The following is a 19,973-nucleotide window of genomic DNA, read 5'->3' as shown; positions in this document are numbered from 1 at the left end:
TCGCTCGCCTCAACGTTGCGAACATGTCCGCTACGTTTGCTCGCAGGTCACCAGCGTCTGCGGCGATGCTCGGCCGGAAAACTTGAGGAAGAGCACGCCCCGGTGGGCCAGGGAGACCGCGCCGGGCCTGGGCGTCCCGGTCCCACCGCCCACCAGGGACTGCATGGTCGCCGAGTGGTGCGGGGCGCAGTACGGCGGTCGGGAGACCAGCGGCTCGCCGGGCGGCAGGATTCCCGCGACCGAGTGGACGGCCGTGACCTCCAGGGAGTCCTGGCGGGTGAGCGGCGGCAGGATCCAGGGCAGCCGCTCGGCCAGCATCGTCTTGCCCGCGCCGGGGGGACCGGTGAGGAACAGGTGGTGCCCTCCGGCGGCCGCCACCTCAAGGGCTCGGCGCGCCGTGTGCTGCCCCGTCACATCGGCGAGGTCGGGGACGTCGGTGCAGTCGCCGCCGCGGCGGCCCCGGGCGAGACCGGTGCCCAGGCCCGCACCGGGAACGAGCAGTCCGGCCGACATCGGGTCCGGGCGGCCGGACGGGTCCCCGGGATCTTCCTCGGGCAGCTCGCCGCCGGTCAGGACGGCGATCAGCTGCCGCAGGCTGCGCACGCCGAGCACCGAGACGTCCGGCACGAGCCCGGCCTCGGCCGCGCACTGCAGCGGCACGACCACCTGCCGGTGGCCGGCCTCGGTCGCGGCGAGGACCGCCGGCAGGATCCCCCGGACCGGGCGCACCCGCCCGTCGAGTCCCAGCTCGCCGATCAGCACGAGGTCGGCGATGGCGGCAGGGTCGACCACCCCGGCGGCCCCGAGCACCGCGATCGCGACAGCCAGGTCGAACCCCGCACCGGCCTTCGGGACGGAGGCCGGGCTCAGCCCGACCGTGAGCTTCTTCTGCGGCCAGTCCGCTCCGGAGTTGACCACGGCCGCACGCACCCGGTCCCGGCTCTCGACGAGGGTCTTGTCCGGGAGCCCCACCAGCGTGAAGGCCGCTACTCCCGGCTCCAGGTCGGCCTGGACCTCGACCACCACGCCGTCGACGCCCACCAGGGCCACGGAGCAGGCCCGCGCGAACCCCATCAGGCCACCCCCCTGACGTGTTCCACCAGGGGCGCGCCTCGGCGCGGCAGCAGCACGCCCACGAGGTCGATGCGGACGCCGCCCGGCGGTGGTCCGCCGTGGTCGGCGAGCCACCTCCCCGCGAGCCGCCGCAACCGGTCCGCCTTCGCGGTCCGGACGGCGGCCATCGGATGCTCGAAACCGCCCGTACGCCGGGTCTTGACCTCGCAGACGACGAGGGCGTCCCCGTCGCGCGCGACGATGTCGATCTCCCCGGCGCGGCAGCGCCAGTTCCGTGCGATCACGGTCATCCCGGCCTCGGTCAGCCGTCGTGCCGCGAGCTCCTCGCCGTACCGCCCCAGCGCCTGCCGTGCCGCGCTCTTCGCGTCCATCGGGCACCACCTCCGGCACCGACGGTCCCGCGTCCCCGCCCACCTTGTGGATCTTGGTGGACAACCCGGCGGCTGTGGACGCACCCGCCACCCTCCCGGGTGACCGGATCAGCTCCCGGGCAGTTCGAGGTCGCTCTTGTTGAGCTCCTCGATGTTCACGTCCTTGAAGGTCAGCACCCGTACCTGCTTCACGAAGCGGGCCGGCCGGTACATGTCCCAGACCCAGGCATCGGCCATCGAGACCTCGAAGAACACCTCGCCCTGGACCGAGTGCACCTGCATCTCGTAGTCGTTGGTGAGGTAGAAACGGCGTTCGGTCTCGATCACATACTTGAACAGCCCGACGACGTCGCGGTACTCCCGATAGAGCTTCAGCTCCATCTCGGTCTCGTACTTTTCGAGGTCCTCGGCACTCATGGCATGTTCCCCTTCAGCCGTGCGTCCCCCTATTGTGCGCCAGCGCCGTGCGCCCCTAAACGATTTCCGGGGCCAGGGTCACCGGCTCACCCGGAGGACCGTCGTCGAGCAGCGTGCGGAGCAGCTCGGCGAGTCTGGTCGGGTACACCGTCTCACGTGCCGCGAGAAGTTCCTCGGAGGTCCACCACCTGGCTCCGGTGACGCTGCGCCGCTCCAGCTCGGTGAGACCGCCCATCCGGATCGCGGTCCGGGTCGTCCGGGCCAGGAAGTACCACTCGTCCTGCTCCCAGCGCCGGCCGTCGAAGGGGAAGGAGCAGAAGCGGTGCCACAGCACCGGGCCCAGCTCCACCTCGGTGATCCCGGTCTCCTCCGCCAGTTCGCGCAGCGCGGCCTGCGCCCGGGTCTCGGTCCCCTCCAGTCCGCCGCCCGGGGTGAACCACCAGTCGTCGGAGGGGTCGGCCGGTTCGAAGCCGTGCAGCAGCAGGATCCGGTCCGCCGGATCCAGCAGGATCACCCGGGACACCTGGCGAGGGCGACGGCCGACGGCCGGTTCAGGCGGCACCGGCCCGCTCCCGCCGCCCACGCCCCAGGAACCGTACGAGGGGCCCGTACGCCGCCCCGAGCACCACCAGGGCCGCCCCGGTGACCACGGCCGCCGACTGGAGCCGCAGCGGCCCGTGGCCCGAGATCCCGCCGGGCAGGGCCGCGTACGTCTTCGGCCGCTCCAGCATCGCCACGGACGGCCAGACCAGGGCGTCGACGCGGGCCGTGACGGCCGACCGGGGCACCGTTCCCTGCCCGGCCTCCTGGAGGTGGGCCCGCGAGTCCAGCGAGGCCGCGCGCCGGTCGCCCAGGAGGAAGAGGTTCCCCTCGGGAACCGTCACCTCGAAGGGGGTCCCGGCGGGGGGCACCTGGCCGGGCGGCATGGCCAGGCCCGTGTCCGGCCGGCTGGTGTCGGCGTAGGACTCGTCCAGCGCGGTGCCGTTCACGGTCAGCTCGCCGCCCGGGCCGCAGCACTTCACGGTGTCGCCGCCCACGCCGACGACCCGCTTGACCATGGGCAGATCACTCCACGTCGAATCGTTGAAGACGACCACGTCCCCGCGGCGCACCTCGGCGCCGCCGACGCGCTGCGCCAGCACCCGGTCGCCCGGGCTCACCGTCGGCATCATCGAGTCGGTCGGAACCGTGTAGGGCCGGTAGACGAACGCCCCCCACACGAAGCCGCCAAGGAAGAGCACGAAGCCGACGGCCACGACGATCCCGGACAGCACGTTCCCGGGACCGCCGCGGCCGTCCTTGCCACCGCGTATCGCTTCTGTTCCGCCCATTGCAGCGCCCCCACATCGGGATCGTCGACCTGGGCGCACCCTACCCGTCGGTACGGCCGCCGGTCAGCTTCCTGCGGCGCCACATCACGACCGGAACCGCTCCGGCGAGCCCCAGCGCGGCCGGGCCGAGCCCGACCGGCGCCAGTCCGGCGGCCCCGAGGCCGAGCGCGGTGGCCGCGGCCTGGTTGCCGATGCCCGGCTGGTCGAAGGTGTCCGGGACCGGCAGGGTGGACCAGCGGGTGACCGGCCACGCGATCACGACGGCCCGGCCGACGACCTTGTCGACCGGCACGAAGCCCCCGGTGGAGTCCTGCATGTGGTAACGGGAGTCCTGGGAGTTCTGCCGGTGGTCGCCCATCACCCAGATCTTGCCCTCGGGCACCTTGAGCGGCCCGAAGGGGGCGTCGTCGCACGGGGTGTTTCCGGGGTAGATGTACGGCTCGTCGAGCGCCTTGCCGTTGACGACGACCGGTCCGCCCTTCTTGCACTCGACCGTGTCGCCGCCGATGGCGATGGTGCGCTTGATCAGGTTCTTCTCGGAGGCGTCCGGCATCAGGCCGATCTTGCTGAGGATCTGCTGCGCGAGGTTCGGCTCCGGAGTGGGCTCGCCCGAGAGCCAGTCCGCCGGGTCGTGGAAGACCACGACCTCGCCGCGCTCCGGCTCGGAGCCGAACCACGGGGTGAGCTTGTCGACCAGCACGCGGTCCCCGCGCTGCAGGGTGTCCTGCATCGAGTCGGAGGGGATCGAGAACGCCTGGACCAGGAAGGTCTTGATCAGCAGGGCCAGCAGCAGGGCGATGCCGATGAGGAGCGGCAGCTCCTTCCAGAAGGAGCGCTGCGGGTTCTCCAGAGCACCGTCCGCGTCGGCCTCGCGCGCGACGGCGTCGTCCGGCCGCTCCTCGCCCTCGTCGCGTCCGGACCGCGCGCCTACCGCCACGTCCCCCACATCCACTCCTCACTCACGTTCGCCGCCCGCGCCGAACCGGACACGGGCCCTCCCCTCCCTTAACGAGCGGGAGTTCCCTAGGGCTCGGGAGACCGAGGACACACTATGCGAACGGCGTGCCGGCACGGCGCCGTCTGCGACCGCGTCTCTCACGGCGTGCCTGATCGGGCACCATGCGGAAGGTCGCGGGCTGCTCCAGACGGGTCCAGTGTCCGAAGGGCCAGGCGATCACCACGGCCTCTCCCACCACCCCCTTCTCGTCGATGGTGCCCTCGAAGGCCTCGTCCAGGTGGAAGCGGGAATCGGCCGAATTCGCTCGGTGGTCGCCCATCACGAAAAGCCGTCCGGCCGGCACCCGTACCTCGAAGGGGATGTCGGAGGGGGAGTTGCCGGGGTTCACGTACGGCTCATCGAGCGGCGAGCCGTTGACGGTGACCCGGCCCCGCGCGTCGCAGCACTTGACGGTGTCGCCGCCGACGCCGATGACGCGCTTGATGAGATCTTGCTCGTCGGGCAGCAGGCCGATGAAGGTCAGGGTCTGCTTGATCTGCTTGACCACGATGGGGTCCTGGGCGGGCCGGGCGGCCTCGCCCTTGAGCCAGCCTCCGGGATCCTCGAACACGACGACGTCGCCGCGCTCGATCTTGGAGCCGAACCACGGGGTCAGCTTGTCCACGAGGACCCGGTCGCCGATCCGGATCGTCTGCTCCATCGAGCCCGACGGAATGAAGAAGGCCTGCACCAGGAAGGTCTTGAGGAGCAGCGCTATACACAGCGCCACCACCACGAGCAGCGGCAGTTCGCCCGCCCGGCGGGTGCGCCGGCGCCGCTTGACCCTGCGGGCCAGCCGGCGCCGTTCGGCCCGGCCGCCCTCCACCACGACCGGCTCCGGCTCCGGCTCGGGCTCGGGCCTGCGCTCGGGTCGGCCCTTGGGCCGTCCCCGGCTACCCATGGCCGCCGCCGACGGAACCCCACCGCGAAACCGGCCAGCCGATCCAGTCGACCCGCCCGATCACCTTCTCCACCGGCACCATCCCCCCGCCCGGTTCCCCCAGATGGTCCCGCGAGTCCCGGGACTGGGAACGATGATCGCCCATCACCCACAGGGTTCCCAGCGGCACGACGATCCGGAAGGGCACCTTCGAGGGAGCGTCCCCCGGGTACAGGTACGGCTCGTCCAGCGGGACGCCGTTGACCGACACCCGGCCGGCCGCGTCGCAGCAGACCACGTCGTCACCGCCCACACCCACCACCCGCTTCACGAAGTCGGTGTCGGAGGGCTCCGCCAGCCCGAGCGCGGAGGCGGCCCCCCGGACCAGCTCACCGACCGGGCCGCCGCCTGCGGGCGCCCGTACAAAGGAGCCCGTGCCGTCGAACACCACCACGTCCCCGCGACGAGGCTGATCGCCGAAACGGTACGCCAGCTTGTTGACCAGCACCCGGTCGCCGACCTGGAGGGTGCGCTCCATGGAACGGCTCGGGATCAGGAAGGGCTGGACGACGAAGTTGCTGAGCAGCAGCAGGAAGACCGTGCAGATCGCACCGAGCGCCGCCGGCCGGCGCCAGCTCGGCCGGCGCCCGGCGGACCGGTCCGGGTCGGGCCCCGCCGAGGGCGCCCCGCCGGCCGTCCGGGAGAACGCAGAACGCGGCCACCCCTCCCCCTCGGAGGGGGAAGAGTGACCGCGCTGCGTGTGAGGTGCTTCGGTGTCCATCGGGGCGAGCCTATCCGGCCGCCGCCGGACACCGGAGGCGACCTTACTTGTCGCGCTTCTCCTTGATCTTCGCGGCCTTGCCGCGGAGCTCACGGAGGTAGTACAGCTTCGCACGGCGGACGTCACCGCGGGTGACGAGCTCGATCTTCTCGAAGATCGGGGAGTGGACCGGGAAGGTACGCTCCACGCCGACGCTGAAGGAGACCTTGCGAACGGTGAAGGTCTCGGAGACACCGGCGCCCTGGCGGCGGATGACGACACCCTTGAACTGCTGGATACGGGAGCGGTTGCCCTCGATCACGCGGACGTGCACGTTGATCGTGTCACCCGGGCGGAAGGCCGGGACGTCCGAGCGGAGCGCGGCGGCGTTGACGCCATCGAGCAGGTGAGACATGTTCTTCGTCTGCTTTCTTCGCACGACGCCACAGGTCGCCGGTGCGGGTTTCCGTAGAGAATTCGGGAGCCGTGCGTCTCGGCGGCCGACGGTCCCCCTGTGGCAGGGGCGTCCGGCGAGCACACAGCAGCCGCCTATTCTTCCACGGCCTGCGGCCTGCGCCAAAATCGGCCGTCCGGCGACGGCTGCCAGCCCAGGATGGAGAGGATCTCGCGGTCCTTCTTGTCGAAGGCCGAGGAATCGCACCGCTCGATCAGGTCGGGGCGGTTGCTCGCGGTCCGGCGGAAGGCCTCGTCCCGGCGCCACCGGGCAATCTTGCCGTGGTGGCCGCTGAGCAGCACGTCGGGGATGTCCCGGCCGCGCCAGACCGGCGGCTTGGTGTAAACGGGGCCCTCCAGCAGGTTCGCCATCTCGCCGGGCGCGAAGGAGTCGTCCCGGTGCGACTCGGCGTTGCCGAGCACGCCGGGCAGCAGCCGCGCCACGGCCTCGGTGACGACCAGGACGGCCGCCTCGCCGCCGGCCAGGACGTAGTCGCCGATGGAGACCTCGTAGACCGGCATGCGCGTGGCGTACTCGTCCATGACGCGGCGGTCGATGCCCTCGTAGCGGGCGGGCGTGAAGATCAGCCACGGCCGCCCGGAGAGCTCGACGGCCAGTTCCTGGGTGAACGGGCGGCCGCTGGGCGTGGGGACCACCATGACGGGGCCGTGCGCGCCCGCCTCGTAGCCGTCGGCCAGCGCCTCGTCCAGCGCCTCGCCCCACGGCCCGGTCTTCATGACCATGCCGGGCCCGCCGCCGTAGGGGGTGTCGTCGACCGTGTTGTGCCGGTCGTGGGTCCAGTCCCGCAGGTCGTGGACGTGCACGTCGAGCTGTCCGCGGGCGCGCGCCTTCCCGACGAGGGAGACGTTCAGCGGTTCCAGGTACTCGGGGAAGATCGTGACGACGTCGAGCCGCATCAGGCGTCGCCCTCGGAGCGCGCGGCCTCGGCGTCACGGGCGGAGGCGATCTCGGCGCGGTCGTCGATCAGCCCGGGCGGCGGGGTGATGACGCAGCGCTGCTCCTCCAGGTCGATCTCGGCGACGATCTCCTCGACGAAGGGGATCATCACCTCGGTGCCGTCGGGGCGCTCGACGATGAAGAGGTCCTGCGAGGGCAGGTGGGAGATCTCGGTGATCCGGCCGATCCCGGTGCCGTCTTCGAGCACCACGTCCAGGTCCATGAGCTGGTGGTCGTAGTACTCGTCCTCCTCCTCGGGCAGCTCCGCCGGGTCCACGTCGGCGATGAGGAGGGTGTTGCGCAGGGCCTCCGCGGCGGTGCGGTCCTTGACGCCGGCGAACCGCAGCATGAGCCGGCCGCTGTGCACCCGGCCCGTCTCGATGGTCAGCGGGCCCGCCGAAGCCGGTTCGGTGCGCAGCACGGCGCCGGGGCTGAGCCGCAGTTCCGGCTCGTCCGTGCGCACCTCGACGGTGACCTCACCCTTGATGCCGTGGGCGCGGCCGATCCGCGCGACTACCAGCTCCACTGTCTGTTGCCTCTCCTGTTCAGACGACGACGGGCCGGGGCGGGCACACGTGCCCTCCCCGGCCCGTGCCGGTGATTCAACTGCTCAGCGGACCTGGTCTACGTCGACGAGGTCGACGCGGATCCCCCGGCCGCCGATGGCGCCCACGACGGTGCGCAGGGCACGTGCGGTGCGGCCGTTGCGGCCGATCACCTTGCCGAGGTCGTCGGGATGGACCCGGACCTCGAGCACCTGCCCGCGGCGCAGGTTGCGCGAGGCGACCTGCACTTCATCGGGGTTGTCCACAATGCCCTTTACGAGGTGCTCAAGAGCCTCCTCGAGCATGCTCAGGCCTCGGTCGACTCGGCGGCGGCGTCAGCCTCGTCCGCCTTCTTGTCGGCCTTCTTCTTCTGCGTGATGGCCTCGCCCTTGCCCTCGCCGATGCCCTCGAGGGCCTTGGCGAACTCGTCGAAGGAACGACGCTTGTCTTCCTTCGTGGCCGGCTGCAGCAGCGGCGCGGGGGCCGGGAGGCCCTTGTGCGCCTGCCAGTCACCGGTGAGCTTCAGGATGGCCAGGACGGCCTCGGTCGGCTGGGCGCCGACGGAGAGCCAGTACTGGGCGCGCTCACCGTTGACCTCGATGCGCGACGGGTTGTAGGTCGGCTGGTAGATGCCGATCTCCTCGATCGCGCGGCCGTCCCGGCGGGTGCGGGCGTCGGCGACGACGATGCGGTAGTGGGGAGAGCGGATCTTACCGAGGCGCTTGAGCTTGATCTTGACTGCCACTGGAGTGGTGTCTCCTGAACTTGACGTGGTGGGGCACATGAGATGCCACGTGGGGTTGCGGTACTCGGGTGCCCGATGGACGCGTCAGCCGGAGGAGAGAGGGGTCCTATGCGACTGTCGAGTACAGCTAGCCATTGTGCCATACGCCTGCGGCGCGCTCGGCCGACGGGGAGGATCACTCCGGCCGGACGAGCCCGCACGTCACGGCCGGGCTGCGCGCGCCGGCCGCCCACAGCGTCAGGAGGCCGCCGCGACGGCGACTTCGGGGATGCGGAAGGGCTTCATGCAGCCGCCGCACACGATCGGTGCCTGGGCGAGCACGGAAGGGACCACCCGCACGTTGCGCCCGCAGTCGCAGACCGCCTTGACGCGCACGCCGCCGCCGGAGGAACCGTGCCGGGCGGCGGGCCCGCGGAAGCTGCGCTTGGTGTCGGCGGCGGTGGCGGCCGTGTGCGCCTTCAGCGCGCGCTGCAGCCGCTCCATGGTCGGGCGGTAGCGCCGCTTCGCCTCGGGATTGAGGGTGACCAGGGAGAAGCCGCTGCTGGGATGCGGCTCGTCGGAGTGGTCCAGCCCCATCTCCTCGGCGATCGCGAGGAACCGGCGGTTGTGGTAGCGGCCTGCGCGCGAGGTGTCGCGGACACCGCGGGCGGCCGCGATGCCGTGGACTGCCTCGTGCAGCAGTCGCTCGAAGGAGAGTTCGGCGCCGCAGGCGGACGACGACTCTCCGATCAGGGACTCGGGCGCGGCAAGGTCGGGCAGCTCGGGGTGGTACCGCTGAATGTCGGCCCACGCCTGCGCCAGCTCTGCGGCGAGAACAGGTGGTGTCGTGCTCACGTCGTGACAACGAGCCGGGGTGCCCGGGTGTTCCGATTCCGGGCCATTCCAAATTTTTTGCACGTACCAGTCAGTTCAGCCTCATGCGTCCCGACGAGGACGGGTGCGCCGAACCCAGGAGGAGTCGGTACGTAACGACGACCAGAAAGGCACCGGCCCCGGCGCGCGGCACCAGCCGCGCGCCGGGGCCCGGAAGCCTCCGGCGGCAGGATCAGTACGCGCGCGCCACGATGGCGAGGTTACCGGGAGCGTCGTCGGCGTCCGGCACGGACCCGTCCTCGGCGACCAGGCAGCGCACGGAGACGGCCTGCTCGGCCAGCTTCGCCTCGCCCTCCGGCCCGAGGTCCGCCCACGGGATGCGCGCCCAGCCGCCGGCCACGGCGGCCTCCGCGGCCTCCTCGATGGTCGCGACGTCCGAGGTGCGTGCCTCGCGGCGCTCGCGGGACTCGCGCAGCAGCTGCGCCTGGTCCTCGTCGAGCACCTTGGGCAGCAGGTCGGCGAGCGCGTCGATCTGCACCGGGGTCTTGCCGCCCGGGATCCGGCGGGCCAGCATCGCGGTGCCGGCCTCCAGGTCGCGGGGACCGATCTCGATGCGGACCGGCACGCCCTTGAGCTCCCAGTCCACGGCGCGGCGGCCGAAGGGGGTGTCGACGCGGTCGTCGACCTGCACGCGAATGCCTGCGGCCTTCAGTCGGTCGCCCAGCTCCCGAACCTTGGCGACGGCCTCGTCGCCCTTGATCGCCATGACGACGACCTGCACGTGGGCCAGACGCGGCGGGACGCGCAGCCCGTTGTCGTCGCCGTGGGACATGATCAGACCGCCGACCATGCGGGTCGAGACGCCCCACGAGGTCTGCCAGACGAGTTCCTGCTTGCCTTCCTTGGACAGGTACTGCGTGTTGAAGGCCTTGGCGAAGTTGGTGCCGAGCTCGTGGCTGGTGCCCATCTGCAGGGCCTTGCCGTCACCCATCATGCCTTCGAGGGTGAGGGTGTTGATGGCGCCCGCGAAGCGCTCCTTGGCGGTCTTGCGGCCGAGCACGACGTCGATGCCGAGCACGTTCGTCATGAAGTCGCCGTAGACGTCGCGGTGGATGCGGGCGGCGTAGTCGCGGGCGTCCTCGTAGGTGGCGTGGGCCGTGTGGCCCTCCTGCCAGAGGAACTCGCTCGTGCGGAGGAACACGCGGGGGCGCATCTCCCAGCGGACCACATTGGCCCACTGGTTGATCAGCAGGGGCAGGTCGCGGTAGCTCTGGACCCACTTGGAGAAGTAGTCGTTGATGATCGTCTCGGAGGTGGGCCGGACGACGACCGGCTCCTCGAGCTCCTTGCCGCCGCCGTGCGTGACGACCGCGAGCTCGGGGGCGAAGCCCTCGACGTGCTCGGCCTCCCGAGTCAGGTACGACTGCGGGATGAAGAGGGGGAAGTACGCGTTCTGGGCGCCCTGGTCCTTGATGCGGGCGTCCATCTCCTGCTGCATCCGCTCCCACAGGCCGTAGCCGTACGGTCGGATGACCATGGTGCCGCGGACCGGACCGTTGTCGGCCAGCTCGGCCTTGTTGATCAGATCCTGGTACCAGCGGGGGAAATCCTCCGCCTGCGGGGTGAGAACGGGTGCCTTTGCCATGCCGCGAATCGTACGGCGCCCGGCACGGGATGCGTGAATCGGGTGCCGCGCTCCTCTGGACGCGGGAGCGAATGGGGAGTTCTCTGGCAACGGGGGCTGGGGGGCGAGACGGAATCAGGAGCGCTCTTTCGATGACACCGACGCCGACCGCGACGCTCGTCGCCCGGGACTGGGCGGAGATCCAGGAACGGATGCTGGTACCGCTGTACGAGGCGGTCTTCGACCGGATCGAGGTCGGGCCGGGTGACCGGCTGCTGGGCCTCGGCTGTGGGGCCGGCCTGGCCCTGCTGCTGGCGTCCGCGAGGGGAGCCGCGGCCACGGGCGTGGAGGCGGATCCGGCCCGGCGGGCGCTGGCCCGTGAGCGGCTTCTGGAGGTGCTTGCGGCCCCGCCGTCGGCGTCCTCGGTACCCCGCCCCTACGACGCCCTGCTGGCCTTTTCCCCCGACCCGGCGGCCCTGGCCTCGGCACTGCCGGCCGTCAGACGCGGCGGCGCCGTGGTGCTGGCCGACTGGGGTCCGGCCGAGCGTTGCACGGTGCCCTCGGTACTGGGAGGCGGTCCGGCGCCCGGGGACCTGGACGCGGTCGTGGAGCGCGCCGGGCTGCGGCCGGACGGGTCGGGGCGGGTGTTCTGCCCCTTCGGCTACGCGGACGTGGACAGCGCGGTGCGCGGGCTGTTGTCGACCGGGCTCTACGACGGGGCGTCCGACGCGGCGCTCGTCGAGAAGGAGCTCGCCGAAGTGCTTCACCCGTTCGAGCGATCCGACGGCACCGTGTGGCTGCCGAACATCTTCCGGTACGTGATCGCCCGGGTGGCCTGAGGGCCGGCCGGCGGCAGGGACGCCCCGCCCTCCTGCCCGATGGAGACGGAAGGGCCCCGGCCGTGCGGGCGGCTGCCCGTACCCCGGCCGGGGCCCTCGTCGCGGTGGTCGGCGGCCGGCTGCGCCTGCTGCCGCCTGCTGCGCGCACCTACTTCATGAACTTCTTGAACTCGTCCGGAAGGTCGAAGTCCTGACCATCCTGACCGCCGGCGGGAAGGCCGAAGGGGTTGGACGCGGCGGCCGGGTCGATCGCCTGCGCGCCCTGCTCGCGGCGGGCCGCGGCAGCAGCCTCCTCCTGCTTGCGCTTCATCGGGTTGCCGCTCTTGCGCTTGCCCTTGGCCTGCTTGACCTGCTTCTTCTGCCGGCCGGGGCCGCCGCCCATCCCGGGGATGCCCGGCATGCCGGGCATCCCGCCGCCGCCCTGGGCCATGCGGGACATCATCTTGCGGGCGTCGAAGAACCGCTCGACCAGCGACTTGACGGCGCTGACCTCGGTGCCCGAGCCCTTGGCGATACGGGCGCGGCGCGAGCCGTTGATGATCGTCGGGTCCTGGCGCTCGGCCGGGGTCATCGACTTGATGATCGCCGCGGTGCGGTCCACGTCCCGCTCGTCGATGTTGTTGATCTGGTCCTTGATCTGCCCCATGCCGGGCAGCATGCCGAGCAGCTTGGAGATGGAGCCCATCTTGCGGACCTGCTCCATCTGGGCCAGGAAGTCGTCGAGCGTGAACTCCTTGGGGCCCTTGGCGAGCTTGGCCGCCATCTTCTCGGCCTCGGCCTGCGAGAAGGTCTTCTCGGCCTGCTCGATGAGGGTGAGCATGTCACCCATGTCGAGGATCCGACCCGCCATGCGGTCGGGGTGGAAGGCATCGAAGTCGTCGAGCTTCTCGCCGTTCGAGGCGAACATGATCTGCTTGCCGGTGACGTGCGCGATGGAGAGCGCGGCACCACCGCGGGCGTCGCCGTCGAGCTTGGAGAGCACCACGCCGTCGAAGCCGACGCCGTCGCGGAAGGCCTCGGCGGTGTTGACCGCGTCCTGGCCGATCATGGCGTCGACGACGAAGAGGATCTCGTCGGGACTGACGGCGTCGCGGATGTCCGCGGCCTGCTGCATCAGCTCCTGGTCGATGCCGAGGCGGCCGGCGGTGTCGACGATGACGATGTCGAACTGCTTGGTCCGCGCGTACTCGACGGAGTCCTTCGCGACCTGGACCGGGTCGCCGACGCCGTTGCCCGGCTGAGGGCCGTAGAAGGCCACGCCCGCGCGGTCGGCGACGACGGAGAGCTGGTTGACCGCGTTCGGGCGCTGGAGGTCGCACGCGACGAGGAGCGGGGTGTGGCCCTGCCCCTTGAGCCAGAGGCCGAGCTTTCCGGCGAGGGTGGTCTTACCGGCGCCCTGGAGGCCGGCGAGCATGATCACGGTGGGGGCGGTCTTGGCGAAGCGCAGCCGCCGGGTCTCGCCGCCGAGGATGGTGATGAGCTCGTCGTTGACGATCTTCAGGACCTGCTGGCCCGGGTTCAAGGCCTTGCTGACCTCTTCGCCGCGCGCGCGTTCCTTGACGTTCGCGATGAAGGAGCGGACGACCGGGAGGGCGACGTCGGCCTCAAGGAGGGCGATACGGATTTCCCGGGCCGCTGCGTCGATGTCAGCCTCGGACAGCCGGCCTTTGCCGCGCAGGCCCTTGAAGGTATTCGCCAAGCGGTCGGAGAGCGTATCGAACACGGTGGTCGCGATTCCTCGGGTCGGGGGCGTTGTGGTCGTCCCCCAGGGTATCCGCCCGCGCCGTCCGTCCGGCCCGGCGGGCGGGTTTCCCTCCGGGGCGGGGGTCCGGGATGCCTCCCGGACCCCCGCCGCGTCAGGAGAGGGCGGACGTCACGGCGGCCGCCAGGGCGGTCGCCGCCGCGGGGTCGAGGGGCTTGCCCTCGGGGGTGGTCACGTACAGCGTGTCCACCGCATTGGCGCCCAGCGTGGAGACATGGGCACTGCGCACCCGGACACCCGCCGCTTCCAGGGCCCGGCCGATCCGGTGCAGCAGGCCGACGGCGTCCGGCGCGCGCACCTCCAGCACCGTGGCCAGCGAGGAGACGTCCGGGACCACCGTGACCCGGGGCGGCGGCGGGACGACCCCGCGCCGGCGCGGGTAGGCCGCCTCGCGGTCGGCCAGTTTCGCCGGGACGTCCAGCGAGCCGTCCAGCGCGCGCAGCAGGTCGGTGCGCAGCCGGGCCGCCTCGGGCAGCGCCCCGTACTCGGCCGCCACCCGCCACCGCAGCACGAGGACCTGGCCGAGCCGGTCCGGGAGTTCCACCGAGCGCAGGTCCGCGGCCCGTACGGTGAGCCGGTGCAGGGCCAGCACCCCCGCCGCGGCGGGCAGGACGCCCGGCTGGTCGGGCACCGCCACCACGAGCTCGACGCCGACCGCGTCCTCCTCCTGGCGGGCGTGGAGCGCCAGCACCGGCTCGCGGGTGCGCAGGGCCTCCACCGCCAGCCGTTCCTGCTCGGCGCTCGGGATCTCCGCCTCCCGCTCGGCGGGCGGCGCGCCGCGCAGCACGGCGGCGACGCGTGCGACGAGGTCCGCCACGAGCGAGCCGCGCCAGGCGCTCCACGCGGCCGGGCCGGTGGCCAGGGCGTCCGCCTCGGTCAGGGCGTGCAGTATCTCCAGCGTGCCCACCGAGCCGACGGCCTCGGCGACGGAGCGGACGGTGGCGGGGTCGTCCAGGTCGCGGCGCGTGGCGGTGTCGATCAGCAGCAGGTGGTGGCGTACGAGGGCGCCCAGCACGGCGACGTCCTGGGCGTCGAAGCCCACCCGTGCGGCGACGTCCCGGGCGATGGTCTCGCCGGCCAGCGAGTGGTCGCCCGGCCAGCCCTTGCCGATGTCGTGCAGGAGGGCGGCCGTCAGCAGCAGGTCGGGGCGGCCCACCCGGCGGGTGAGGGCCGCAGCCTGCACCGCCGTCTCGATCAGGTGCCGGTCCACGGTCCAGGTGTGGACGGGGTTGCGCTGCGGGCGGCAGCGCACCCGCTCCCAGTCGGGCAGCAGCCGGGTGATCAGCCCTTCCGCCTCCATGGCTTCCCAGACGGCCACGGTCGGCTCCCCCGCGCCCAGGAGCGTGAGCAGTTGCTCCCGGGCCTCGGCCGGCCAGGGCACCGGCAGCGCCTTCCCCTGCTGCGCGAGGCGGCGTACGGCGTGCGGTGACACCGGGAGCCCCGCCTGCGCGGCGGCCGCGGCCAGCCTCAGGGGCAGTACGGGGTCCCGGTCCGGGCGGGCGGCCAGGGCCAGGACGGCCTCGCCGTCGGACTCCACGACGCCTTCGGCCAGGGGCGCCCGGGTGGCGGCGGGGGCGCTGCGGCCGGGCAGCAGTCCGCGCAGCCGGGGCCGGGCGGCGCGGGCCCGCAGCACCCGGCCGACCTCCCGCCAGGTCACGTCGCCGGCGTACGCGACCACGCGCGCGGCCTCGTACACCTCGCGCAGCAGGGCGTCGGCGTCGAGGAGCCCGAGCTGCGCGGCGACCTGGTCCTGTTCCTGGAGCGAGAGCCGGTCGGTGGCCCGGCCCGTGACCAGGTGGAGGGCGTCGCGGGCGTCCAGGAGGCGCCGGCGGGCCTCGGCGAGGCCTTCGCGGGGGGCGTCCGCCAGCCAGGAGGCGGCGACCGCACGCAGCGCGGTGGCGTCCCGGAGCCCGCCGCGGGCCTCCTTGAGATCGGGTTCGAGCAGGAAGCGGAGTTCCCCGGCCCGCTCGGCCCGCTCGCGGCACAGGGAGTGCAGCTCCGGGAGCCGTTTCGGCGCCTGGTTGCGCCAGTCGGCCAGTACGGAGGTCCGCAGGCCGGCCAGGAGCCCGGCGTCGCCCGCGACCGTCCGGGCATCCAGCAGGCCGAGGTGCACCTTCAGGTCCTCGGCGGCCGTCCTGCGGGCCTCGGCGGGGGTGCGTACCGAGTGGTCGAGGGCGACGCCGAGGTCCCACACCGGGTACCAGAGGCGGTCGGCCAGTGTGCCGAGCGCCCGGGGCTCGGCCTTGCCGTCGTGCAGCAGCAGCAGGTCGAGGTCGCTGCGGGGGGAGAGTTCGGCCCTGCCGTAGCCGCCGACGGCCACGAGGGTGGCGCCGCGGACGCCGGTCTCGCGTGCGGCGGTGGCGAAGAGGGCGTTCAGCCATTCGTCGGTCAGCCCGGCCAGGGCGGAACGCCGCGAGGGCCCGGACTGCGACTCCTCCTGGAGGAGTCGCAGCCGGGCCGCGGCGTATCCGCTGGGTCCCGAGTCGGCCGTGTGGTCGGTGGTGTCTTCGACGCTCGTCACCCAGGAGCTCCCGTTGTTAGAGCGCGTCCGCGCCGCGCTCGCCGGTGCGGACCCGGACGACCGAGTCCACGGGGACGCTCCACACCTTGCCGTCACCGATCTTGCCGGTGGACGCCGCGCTCACGACGACCCGGATGAGCTCTTCGGCGTCGGAGTCGTCGACCAGCACCTCGATGCGGATCTTGGGGACGAGGTCGACCTGGTACTCGGCGCCCCGGTAGACCTCGGTGTGGCCGCGCTGCCGGCCGTAGCCGCTGGCCTCGCTGACCGTGAGGCCCTGCACTCCGAAGGCCTGGAGTGCCTCCTTGATCTCGTCCAGCTTGTGCGGCTTGACGATCGCGGTGATCAGCTTCATGCGTCAACCTTCTTGCTCGCGGCGGAGGTGGTGGGGGCGGCGGTGCTCCGCGCGGCGGCTCCGCCACCGGCTCCGCTGAAGTCGTATGCGGTCTCGGCGTGTTCGATCTGGTCGATGCCGGCGACCTCGTCGTCCTCGGAGACCCGCATCCCGATGGTCTTGTCGAGGAGGAGGGCGAGCACTGCGGATGCCACCAGAGAGTAGGCGAGGACGGAGAAGACTCCGACGGCCTGCTTGCCGAGCTGCTCCAGGCCGCCGCCGTAGAAGAGGCCGGCCACGTCGGACTGGACCCCGCCGGTGGCGAAGAGGCCGACGAGCAGGGAGCCGGCGACACCGCCGACGAGGTGGACGCCGACGACGTCCAGGGAGTCGTCGTAGCCGAACTTGTACTTCAGGCCCACCGCCATGGCGCAGAGCACACCGGCGATGGCACCGACCGCGATCGCTCCGAGCGGGCTGACGGCGCCGCCCGCGGGGGTGATGGCGACGAGGCCGGCGACCGCGCCGGAGGCGGCGCCGAGGGTGGTGAAGGAGCCGTGGCGCAGCTTCTCGTAGGCGAGCCAGGCCAGCATGGCGGCGGCGGTGGCGACCTGGGTGTTGACGAACATGACCGCGCCGACGCCGTCGTCGTTGCCGAGCCAGGAACCCGCGTTGAAGCCGAACCAGCCGAACCAGAGGAGGCCGGCGCCCAGCATCACGAGGGGGAGGCTGTGCGGGCGCATCGGGTCCTTCTTGAAGCCGACGCGCTTGCCGATGACCAGGATCACGCCCAGGGCCGCGGCACCGGCGTTGATGTGGACGGCGGTGCCACCGGCGAAGTCGATGACGCCCATCTCGAAGAGCCAGCCGCCGGCGCCCCAGACCCAGTGGGCGACGGGGAAGTACACGACGGTGACCCACAGCGCGGTGAACAGGACCCAGGCGCTGAACTTCACGCGGTCCGCGAGGGCGCCGCTGATCAGGGCCGGGGTGATGACGGCGAACATCAGCTGGAAGACGGCGAAGACGTACACCGGGATGGTGTAGCCGTCCCAGAGCTCGGTGATCCCGATGCCGCTCAGGCCCACGTAGTCGGAGTTCCAGCCGATGAGGGATCCGGCATCGGTGCCGAAGGCGAGGCTGAAGCCGTAGAGCACCCATAGGATCGTGACGATCCCCAGGCTGATGAAGCTCATCATCAGCATGTTGAGGCTGCTCTTGACGCGGACCATGCCTCCGTAGAAGAAGGCGAGTCCCGGAGTCATCAGCATGACCAGGGCGGAGCAGATGAGCATGAACCCGGTGTTCGCGGCAGAGAGCGTCGGGGCGTCTGCCGCGAGGGTCGTGATGGCTGATGCCATCGGCGTCTCCTCGTCGTCGGTACGTTCGCGTGCGGGCGATCGTGAGAACCTGAGCGGCGGCAACAGGAACTGGCCGGTTATTGGCCATGAGATTCGCGCAGGCCGGTTTCCGGCGGCGCCGCTCGGTGTTTCGCTCCGATGACGAAGAGGTCTGCCGTGTTACGGCGCCATGAACGACCGGGATCGCGCACGGGCGGACCACGGCGAAGGGCGTCCGCCTCCGCCTGAGGGGCGGCGGTCCGATCGCGGGAGGAGTGCTGCGACCGGCCGCGGCAGTGACCCGGACGTCCTGGCTGGGGGAGCCTGATCGGGCTTCACGGGGTGACTGCCGCGGCCGGAGCCTGGGGGCGGCCCGGGGGCCGTCAGACGGCCTCCGCGGCCTCGGGGAGCCGTGAGGCGAGGTGGTCGGTGAGCCGGACCACCTCTGCGACGTCGCCGTATGCACGGGCGGCGCTGTCGACGGTCTTGCGCAGGCGGGTGTTCACCCGCTCCGAGCGCACCTTTCCCGCCACGTCGAGGGCCCGGTCGACGAAGACGGCGGCCTGCTCCGGCTCGCGCTGGAGCAGGTGGACGGTGGCCATGCCGATGAGGTTGAGGGCGTAGGACCGCTGGTGTTCCTGGTCCTTCCCGAAGAGCTCGACGGCCCGCTCCATGACGGGCTCGGCGAGGGAGGCGTACATGGGGCTGCGTCCGGCGACGTAGGCCAGGTCCCGGTACGAGTGGGAGTTTTCGCCGTTCAGCTCGGCCTCGGAGAAGAAGCGGATCCAGTCGGGCTCCGGCTCGTCCGCGAAGCCGACGTCGCCGAAGGTGTCCTCGGCCATCCGGACGGCCCGCTTGCAGCGGCTGGGCTGGCCCATGTTGGCGTACGCGCGGGCCTCCATCGCATACAGCATGGCCTGGGTGCGGGGGCCGGCGCAGTCGCGGCTGCCGTACTGCGCGAGGTGGATGAGTTCGAGCGCGTCCTCGGGGCGGCCGAGGTGGATCATCTGGCGGCTCATCCCGGAGAGGATGTACGAGCCGAGCGGCTTGTCCCCGGCCTCCTTCGCGGCGTGCAGCGCGAGGACGAAGTACTTCTGCGCGGTGGGGTGCAGGCCGATGTCGTAGCTCATCCAGCCGGCCAGCTCGGCGAGTTCCGCGGCGACCTTGAAGAGCCGCTTCATGACCGGGGCGGGGTGGTTCTCCTGGAGCAGGTCGGTGACCTCGTGGAGCTGGCCCACGACGGCCTTGCGGCGCAGCCCGCCGCCGCACTGGGCGTCCCACTGCCGGAACATGACGGTGGTGGCGTCGAGGAGGTCGAGCTCGGGTTCGGAGAGCCGGGGCGGGCGGTGGCCGCCGAGGGCTCCCGTCGGCCCCGCCCCGCGCGGTCCCGGGTCGGCGGCCGGGGCCGGTACGAGCCAGCGCTGCATGGGCTCGATGAGGGCGGGGCCCGCGGAGAGCGCGAGGGAGGGCCCGAGGAAGCCGCGGCGGGCCAGCATCAGGTCGCTGCGGGAGAACTCGCCGAGCAGTTCGACGGTCTGCGGGCCGGCCCAGGGCAGGTCGACCCCGGAGACGGAGGGGGTCTGGTGCGCGGTGCGCAGCCCGAGCTGTTCGATGGCGACGACGGAGCCGAAGCGCTCGGAGAACAGCTCGGACAGGATCCTCGGCACGGGCTCGCGGGGCTGCTCACCGTCCAGCCAGCGGCGCACCCGGGAGGTGTCCGTGCTGATGTGGTGGGCGCCCATCTGCCGGGCCCGGCGGTTGACCTGCCGGGCGAGCTCGCCCTTCGACCAGCCGCTGCGGACGAACCACGAGGTCAGCTGTTCGTTGCGCGCAGCAGCATCGTCGATCGTTCCGCTTGCGCCGTTGCCGCTCACTGGAACGCCCCCATCTGCTCAGTCTTCTCCCTACGAAACCCTGGCCGGGAAGCCGGGCGTCACCACAGACCTTCACAGGTCCTTCACCCATTGCCTCCGGCATACCCACGTGTGGGCCCGCCTCGGGGTTCGTGCACCGAAAGTAATCCTACGATCACCCCTGCGGCGAGGTCGTTCGCGGAAACGCCACCATTCGCCACCCCTTCGAATGAACGCGCCACCGGCCAGGCGCGATTCACTTGACAGGAAGGCGAAACGGACCGGTTGGACTGGAGTGCGCTCGGGGCGCGCGTGGCGAGGAGTGCGCCGGGCGGGCAGCACCGGGCACTCCCCCG

Annotated in this window: 20 protein-coding genes and 1 pseudogene; 1 reads left to right on the top strand and 20 read right to left on the bottom strand. The window is 71.9% G+C overall.

Annotated features, from left to right (window positions below; genetic code table 11):
* Positions 1-66: 66 nt before the first annotated feature.
* The 15 genes and pseudogenes from R4Z63_RS23775 to proS all read right to left on the bottom strand — a co-directional run.
* Positions 67-1,074, bottom strand: a pseudogene (locus tag R4Z63_RS23775) (ATP-binding protein); the annotation flags it as partial.
* Positions 1,074-1,445 (bottom strand): YraN family protein, encoded by a 372-nt coding sequence (locus R4Z63_RS23770; protein WP_037928370.1) that lies wholly within the window; start codon positions 1,443-1,445, stop codon positions 1,074-1,076. The gene R4Z63_RS23770 and the pseudogene R4Z63_RS23775, both read right to left, overlap by 1 nt.
* Before the next feature lie 108 nt (positions 1,446-1,553).
* A complete protein-coding gene (locus R4Z63_RS23765; protein ID WP_005311352.1) occupies positions 1,554-1,862 on the bottom strand; it encodes a DUF2469 domain-containing protein in 309 nt (102 codons plus the stop codon).
* Positions 1,863-1,917: 55 nt separating this feature from the next.
* A complete protein-coding gene (locus R4Z63_RS23760) occupies positions 1,918-2,424 on the bottom strand; it encodes an NUDIX hydrolase (protein ID WP_384449998.1) in 507 nt (168 codons plus the stop codon).
* Positions 2,414-3,193, bottom strand: coding sequence for a signal peptidase I (gene lepB, locus R4Z63_RS23755; RefSeq protein WP_384450001.1), 780 nt, complete (start codon positions 3,191-3,193; stop codon positions 2,414-2,416). The genes R4Z63_RS23760 and lepB (R4Z63_RS23755) overlap by 11 nt, the downstream gene beginning before the upstream one ends.
* 40 nt (positions 3,194-3,233) lie before the next feature.
* Entirely contained in the window at positions 3,234-4,130 is an 897-nt protein-coding gene (lepB, locus tag R4Z63_RS23750) for a signal peptidase I (protein WP_078557034.1), read from the bottom strand.
* 112 nt (positions 4,131-4,242) lie between these two features.
* On the bottom strand, positions 4,243-5,091 hold the full coding sequence (gene lepB, locus R4Z63_RS23745; protein WP_384583263.1) for a signal peptidase I: 849 nt from the start codon (positions 5,089-5,091) through the stop codon (positions 4,243-4,245).
* Positions 5,084-5,851 (bottom strand): signal peptidase I, encoded by a 768-nt coding sequence (gene lepB, locus R4Z63_RS23740; RefSeq protein ID WP_384456581.1) that lies wholly within the window; start codon positions 5,849-5,851, stop codon positions 5,084-5,086. The genes lepB (R4Z63_RS23745) and lepB (R4Z63_RS23740) overlap by 8 nt, the downstream gene beginning before the upstream one ends.
* 43 nt (positions 5,852-5,894) lie before the next feature.
* Complete coding sequence (gene rplS, locus R4Z63_RS23735; protein WP_030823745.1) at positions 5,895-6,245, bottom strand: 50S ribosomal protein L19; 351 nt, start codon at positions 6,243-6,245, stop codon at positions 5,895-5,897.
* Positions 6,246-6,379: 134 nt separating this feature from the next.
* The gene (gene trmD / locus R4Z63_RS23730) at positions 6,380-7,201 is read right to left on the bottom strand and encodes a tRNA (guanosine(37)-N1)-methyltransferase TrmD (protein WP_384456584.1); all 822 of its coding nucleotides are present in this window, start codon (positions 7,199-7,201) and stop codon (positions 6,380-6,382) included.
* Positions 7,201-7,767, bottom strand: a complete 567-nt coding sequence (gene rimM / locus R4Z63_RS23725; protein ID WP_037928351.1) for a ribosome maturation factor RimM — start codon at positions 7,765-7,767, stop codon at positions 7,201-7,203. Before rimM ends, trmD begins: the two co-directional genes overlap by 1 nt.
* An 84-nt stretch (positions 7,768-7,851) precedes the next feature.
* A complete protein-coding gene (locus R4Z63_RS23720) occupies positions 7,852-8,091 on the bottom strand; it encodes an RNA-binding protein (protein ID WP_030011889.1) in 240 nt (79 codons plus the stop codon).
* 2 nt (positions 8,092-8,093) lie between these two features.
* Complete coding sequence (gene rpsP, locus R4Z63_RS23715; RefSeq protein WP_031148712.1) at positions 8,094-8,531, bottom strand: 30S ribosomal protein S16; 438 nt, start codon at positions 8,529-8,531, stop codon at positions 8,094-8,096.
* Between the two features lie 237 nt (positions 8,532-8,768).
* On the bottom strand, positions 8,769-9,365 hold the full coding sequence (locus R4Z63_RS23710) for a hypothetical protein (RefSeq protein ID WP_037928343.1): 597 nt from the start codon (positions 9,363-9,365) through the stop codon (positions 8,769-8,771).
* A gap of 211 nt (positions 9,366-9,576) precedes the next feature.
* Positions 9,577-10,989 carry a proline--tRNA ligase gene (proS, locus tag R4Z63_RS23705; RefSeq protein ID WP_384456606.1) on the bottom strand — a complete coding sequence of 471 codons (1,413 nt, stop codon included), beginning with the start codon at positions 10,987-10,989 and terminating at the stop codon, positions 9,577-9,579.
* Positions 10,990-11,120: 131 nt separating this feature from the next.
* On the opposite strand from proS, the gene R4Z63_RS23700 reads away from it, so the two are divergent.
* Positions 11,121-11,807: a methyltransferase type 11 gene (locus R4Z63_RS23700; RefSeq protein WP_384456603.1), complete on the top strand. Its 687-nt coding sequence runs from the start codon at positions 11,121-11,123 to the stop codon at positions 11,805-11,807.
* Positions 11,808-11,955: 148 nt separating this feature from the next.
* On the opposite strand, the gene ffh is transcribed toward R4Z63_RS23700, so the two are convergent.
* The 5 genes from ffh to nsdA form a co-directional block, all read right to left on the bottom strand.
* Complete coding sequence (gene ffh / locus R4Z63_RS23695; RefSeq protein ID WP_491522582.1) at positions 11,956-13,530, bottom strand: signal recognition particle protein; 1,575 nt, start codon at positions 13,528-13,530, stop codon at positions 11,956-11,958.
* 133 nt (positions 13,531-13,663) lie between these two features.
* Positions 13,664-16,090, bottom strand: a complete 2,427-nt coding sequence (locus R4Z63_RS23690; protein ID WP_384450518.1) for a [protein-PII] uridylyltransferase — start codon at positions 16,088-16,090, stop codon at positions 13,664-13,666.
* Between the two features lie 16 nt (positions 16,091-16,106).
* A complete protein-coding gene (locus R4Z63_RS23685) occupies positions 16,107-16,445 on the bottom strand; it encodes a P-II family nitrogen regulator (protein ID WP_037928327.1) in 339 nt (112 codons plus the stop codon).
* Positions 16,442-17,785 (bottom strand): ammonium transporter, encoded by a 1,344-nt coding sequence (locus R4Z63_RS23680; RefSeq protein ID WP_384450513.1) that lies wholly within the window; start codon positions 17,783-17,785, stop codon positions 16,442-16,444. The genes R4Z63_RS23685 and R4Z63_RS23680 overlap by 4 nt, the downstream gene beginning before the upstream one ends.
* A gap of 362 nt (positions 17,786-18,147) precedes the next feature.
* A complete protein-coding gene (gene nsdA / locus R4Z63_RS23675) occupies positions 18,148-19,638 on the bottom strand; it encodes a transcriptional repressor NsdA (protein ID WP_037928321.1) in 1,491 nt (496 codons plus the stop codon).
* Positions 19,639-19,973 lie beyond the last annotated feature (335 nt).

The organism is Streptomyces sp. PL-29, from assembly GCF_058344425.1.
The sequence above is the reverse complement of the archived record's forward strand: the minus strand, read 5'-3'. Positions and strand labels throughout refer to the sequence as shown.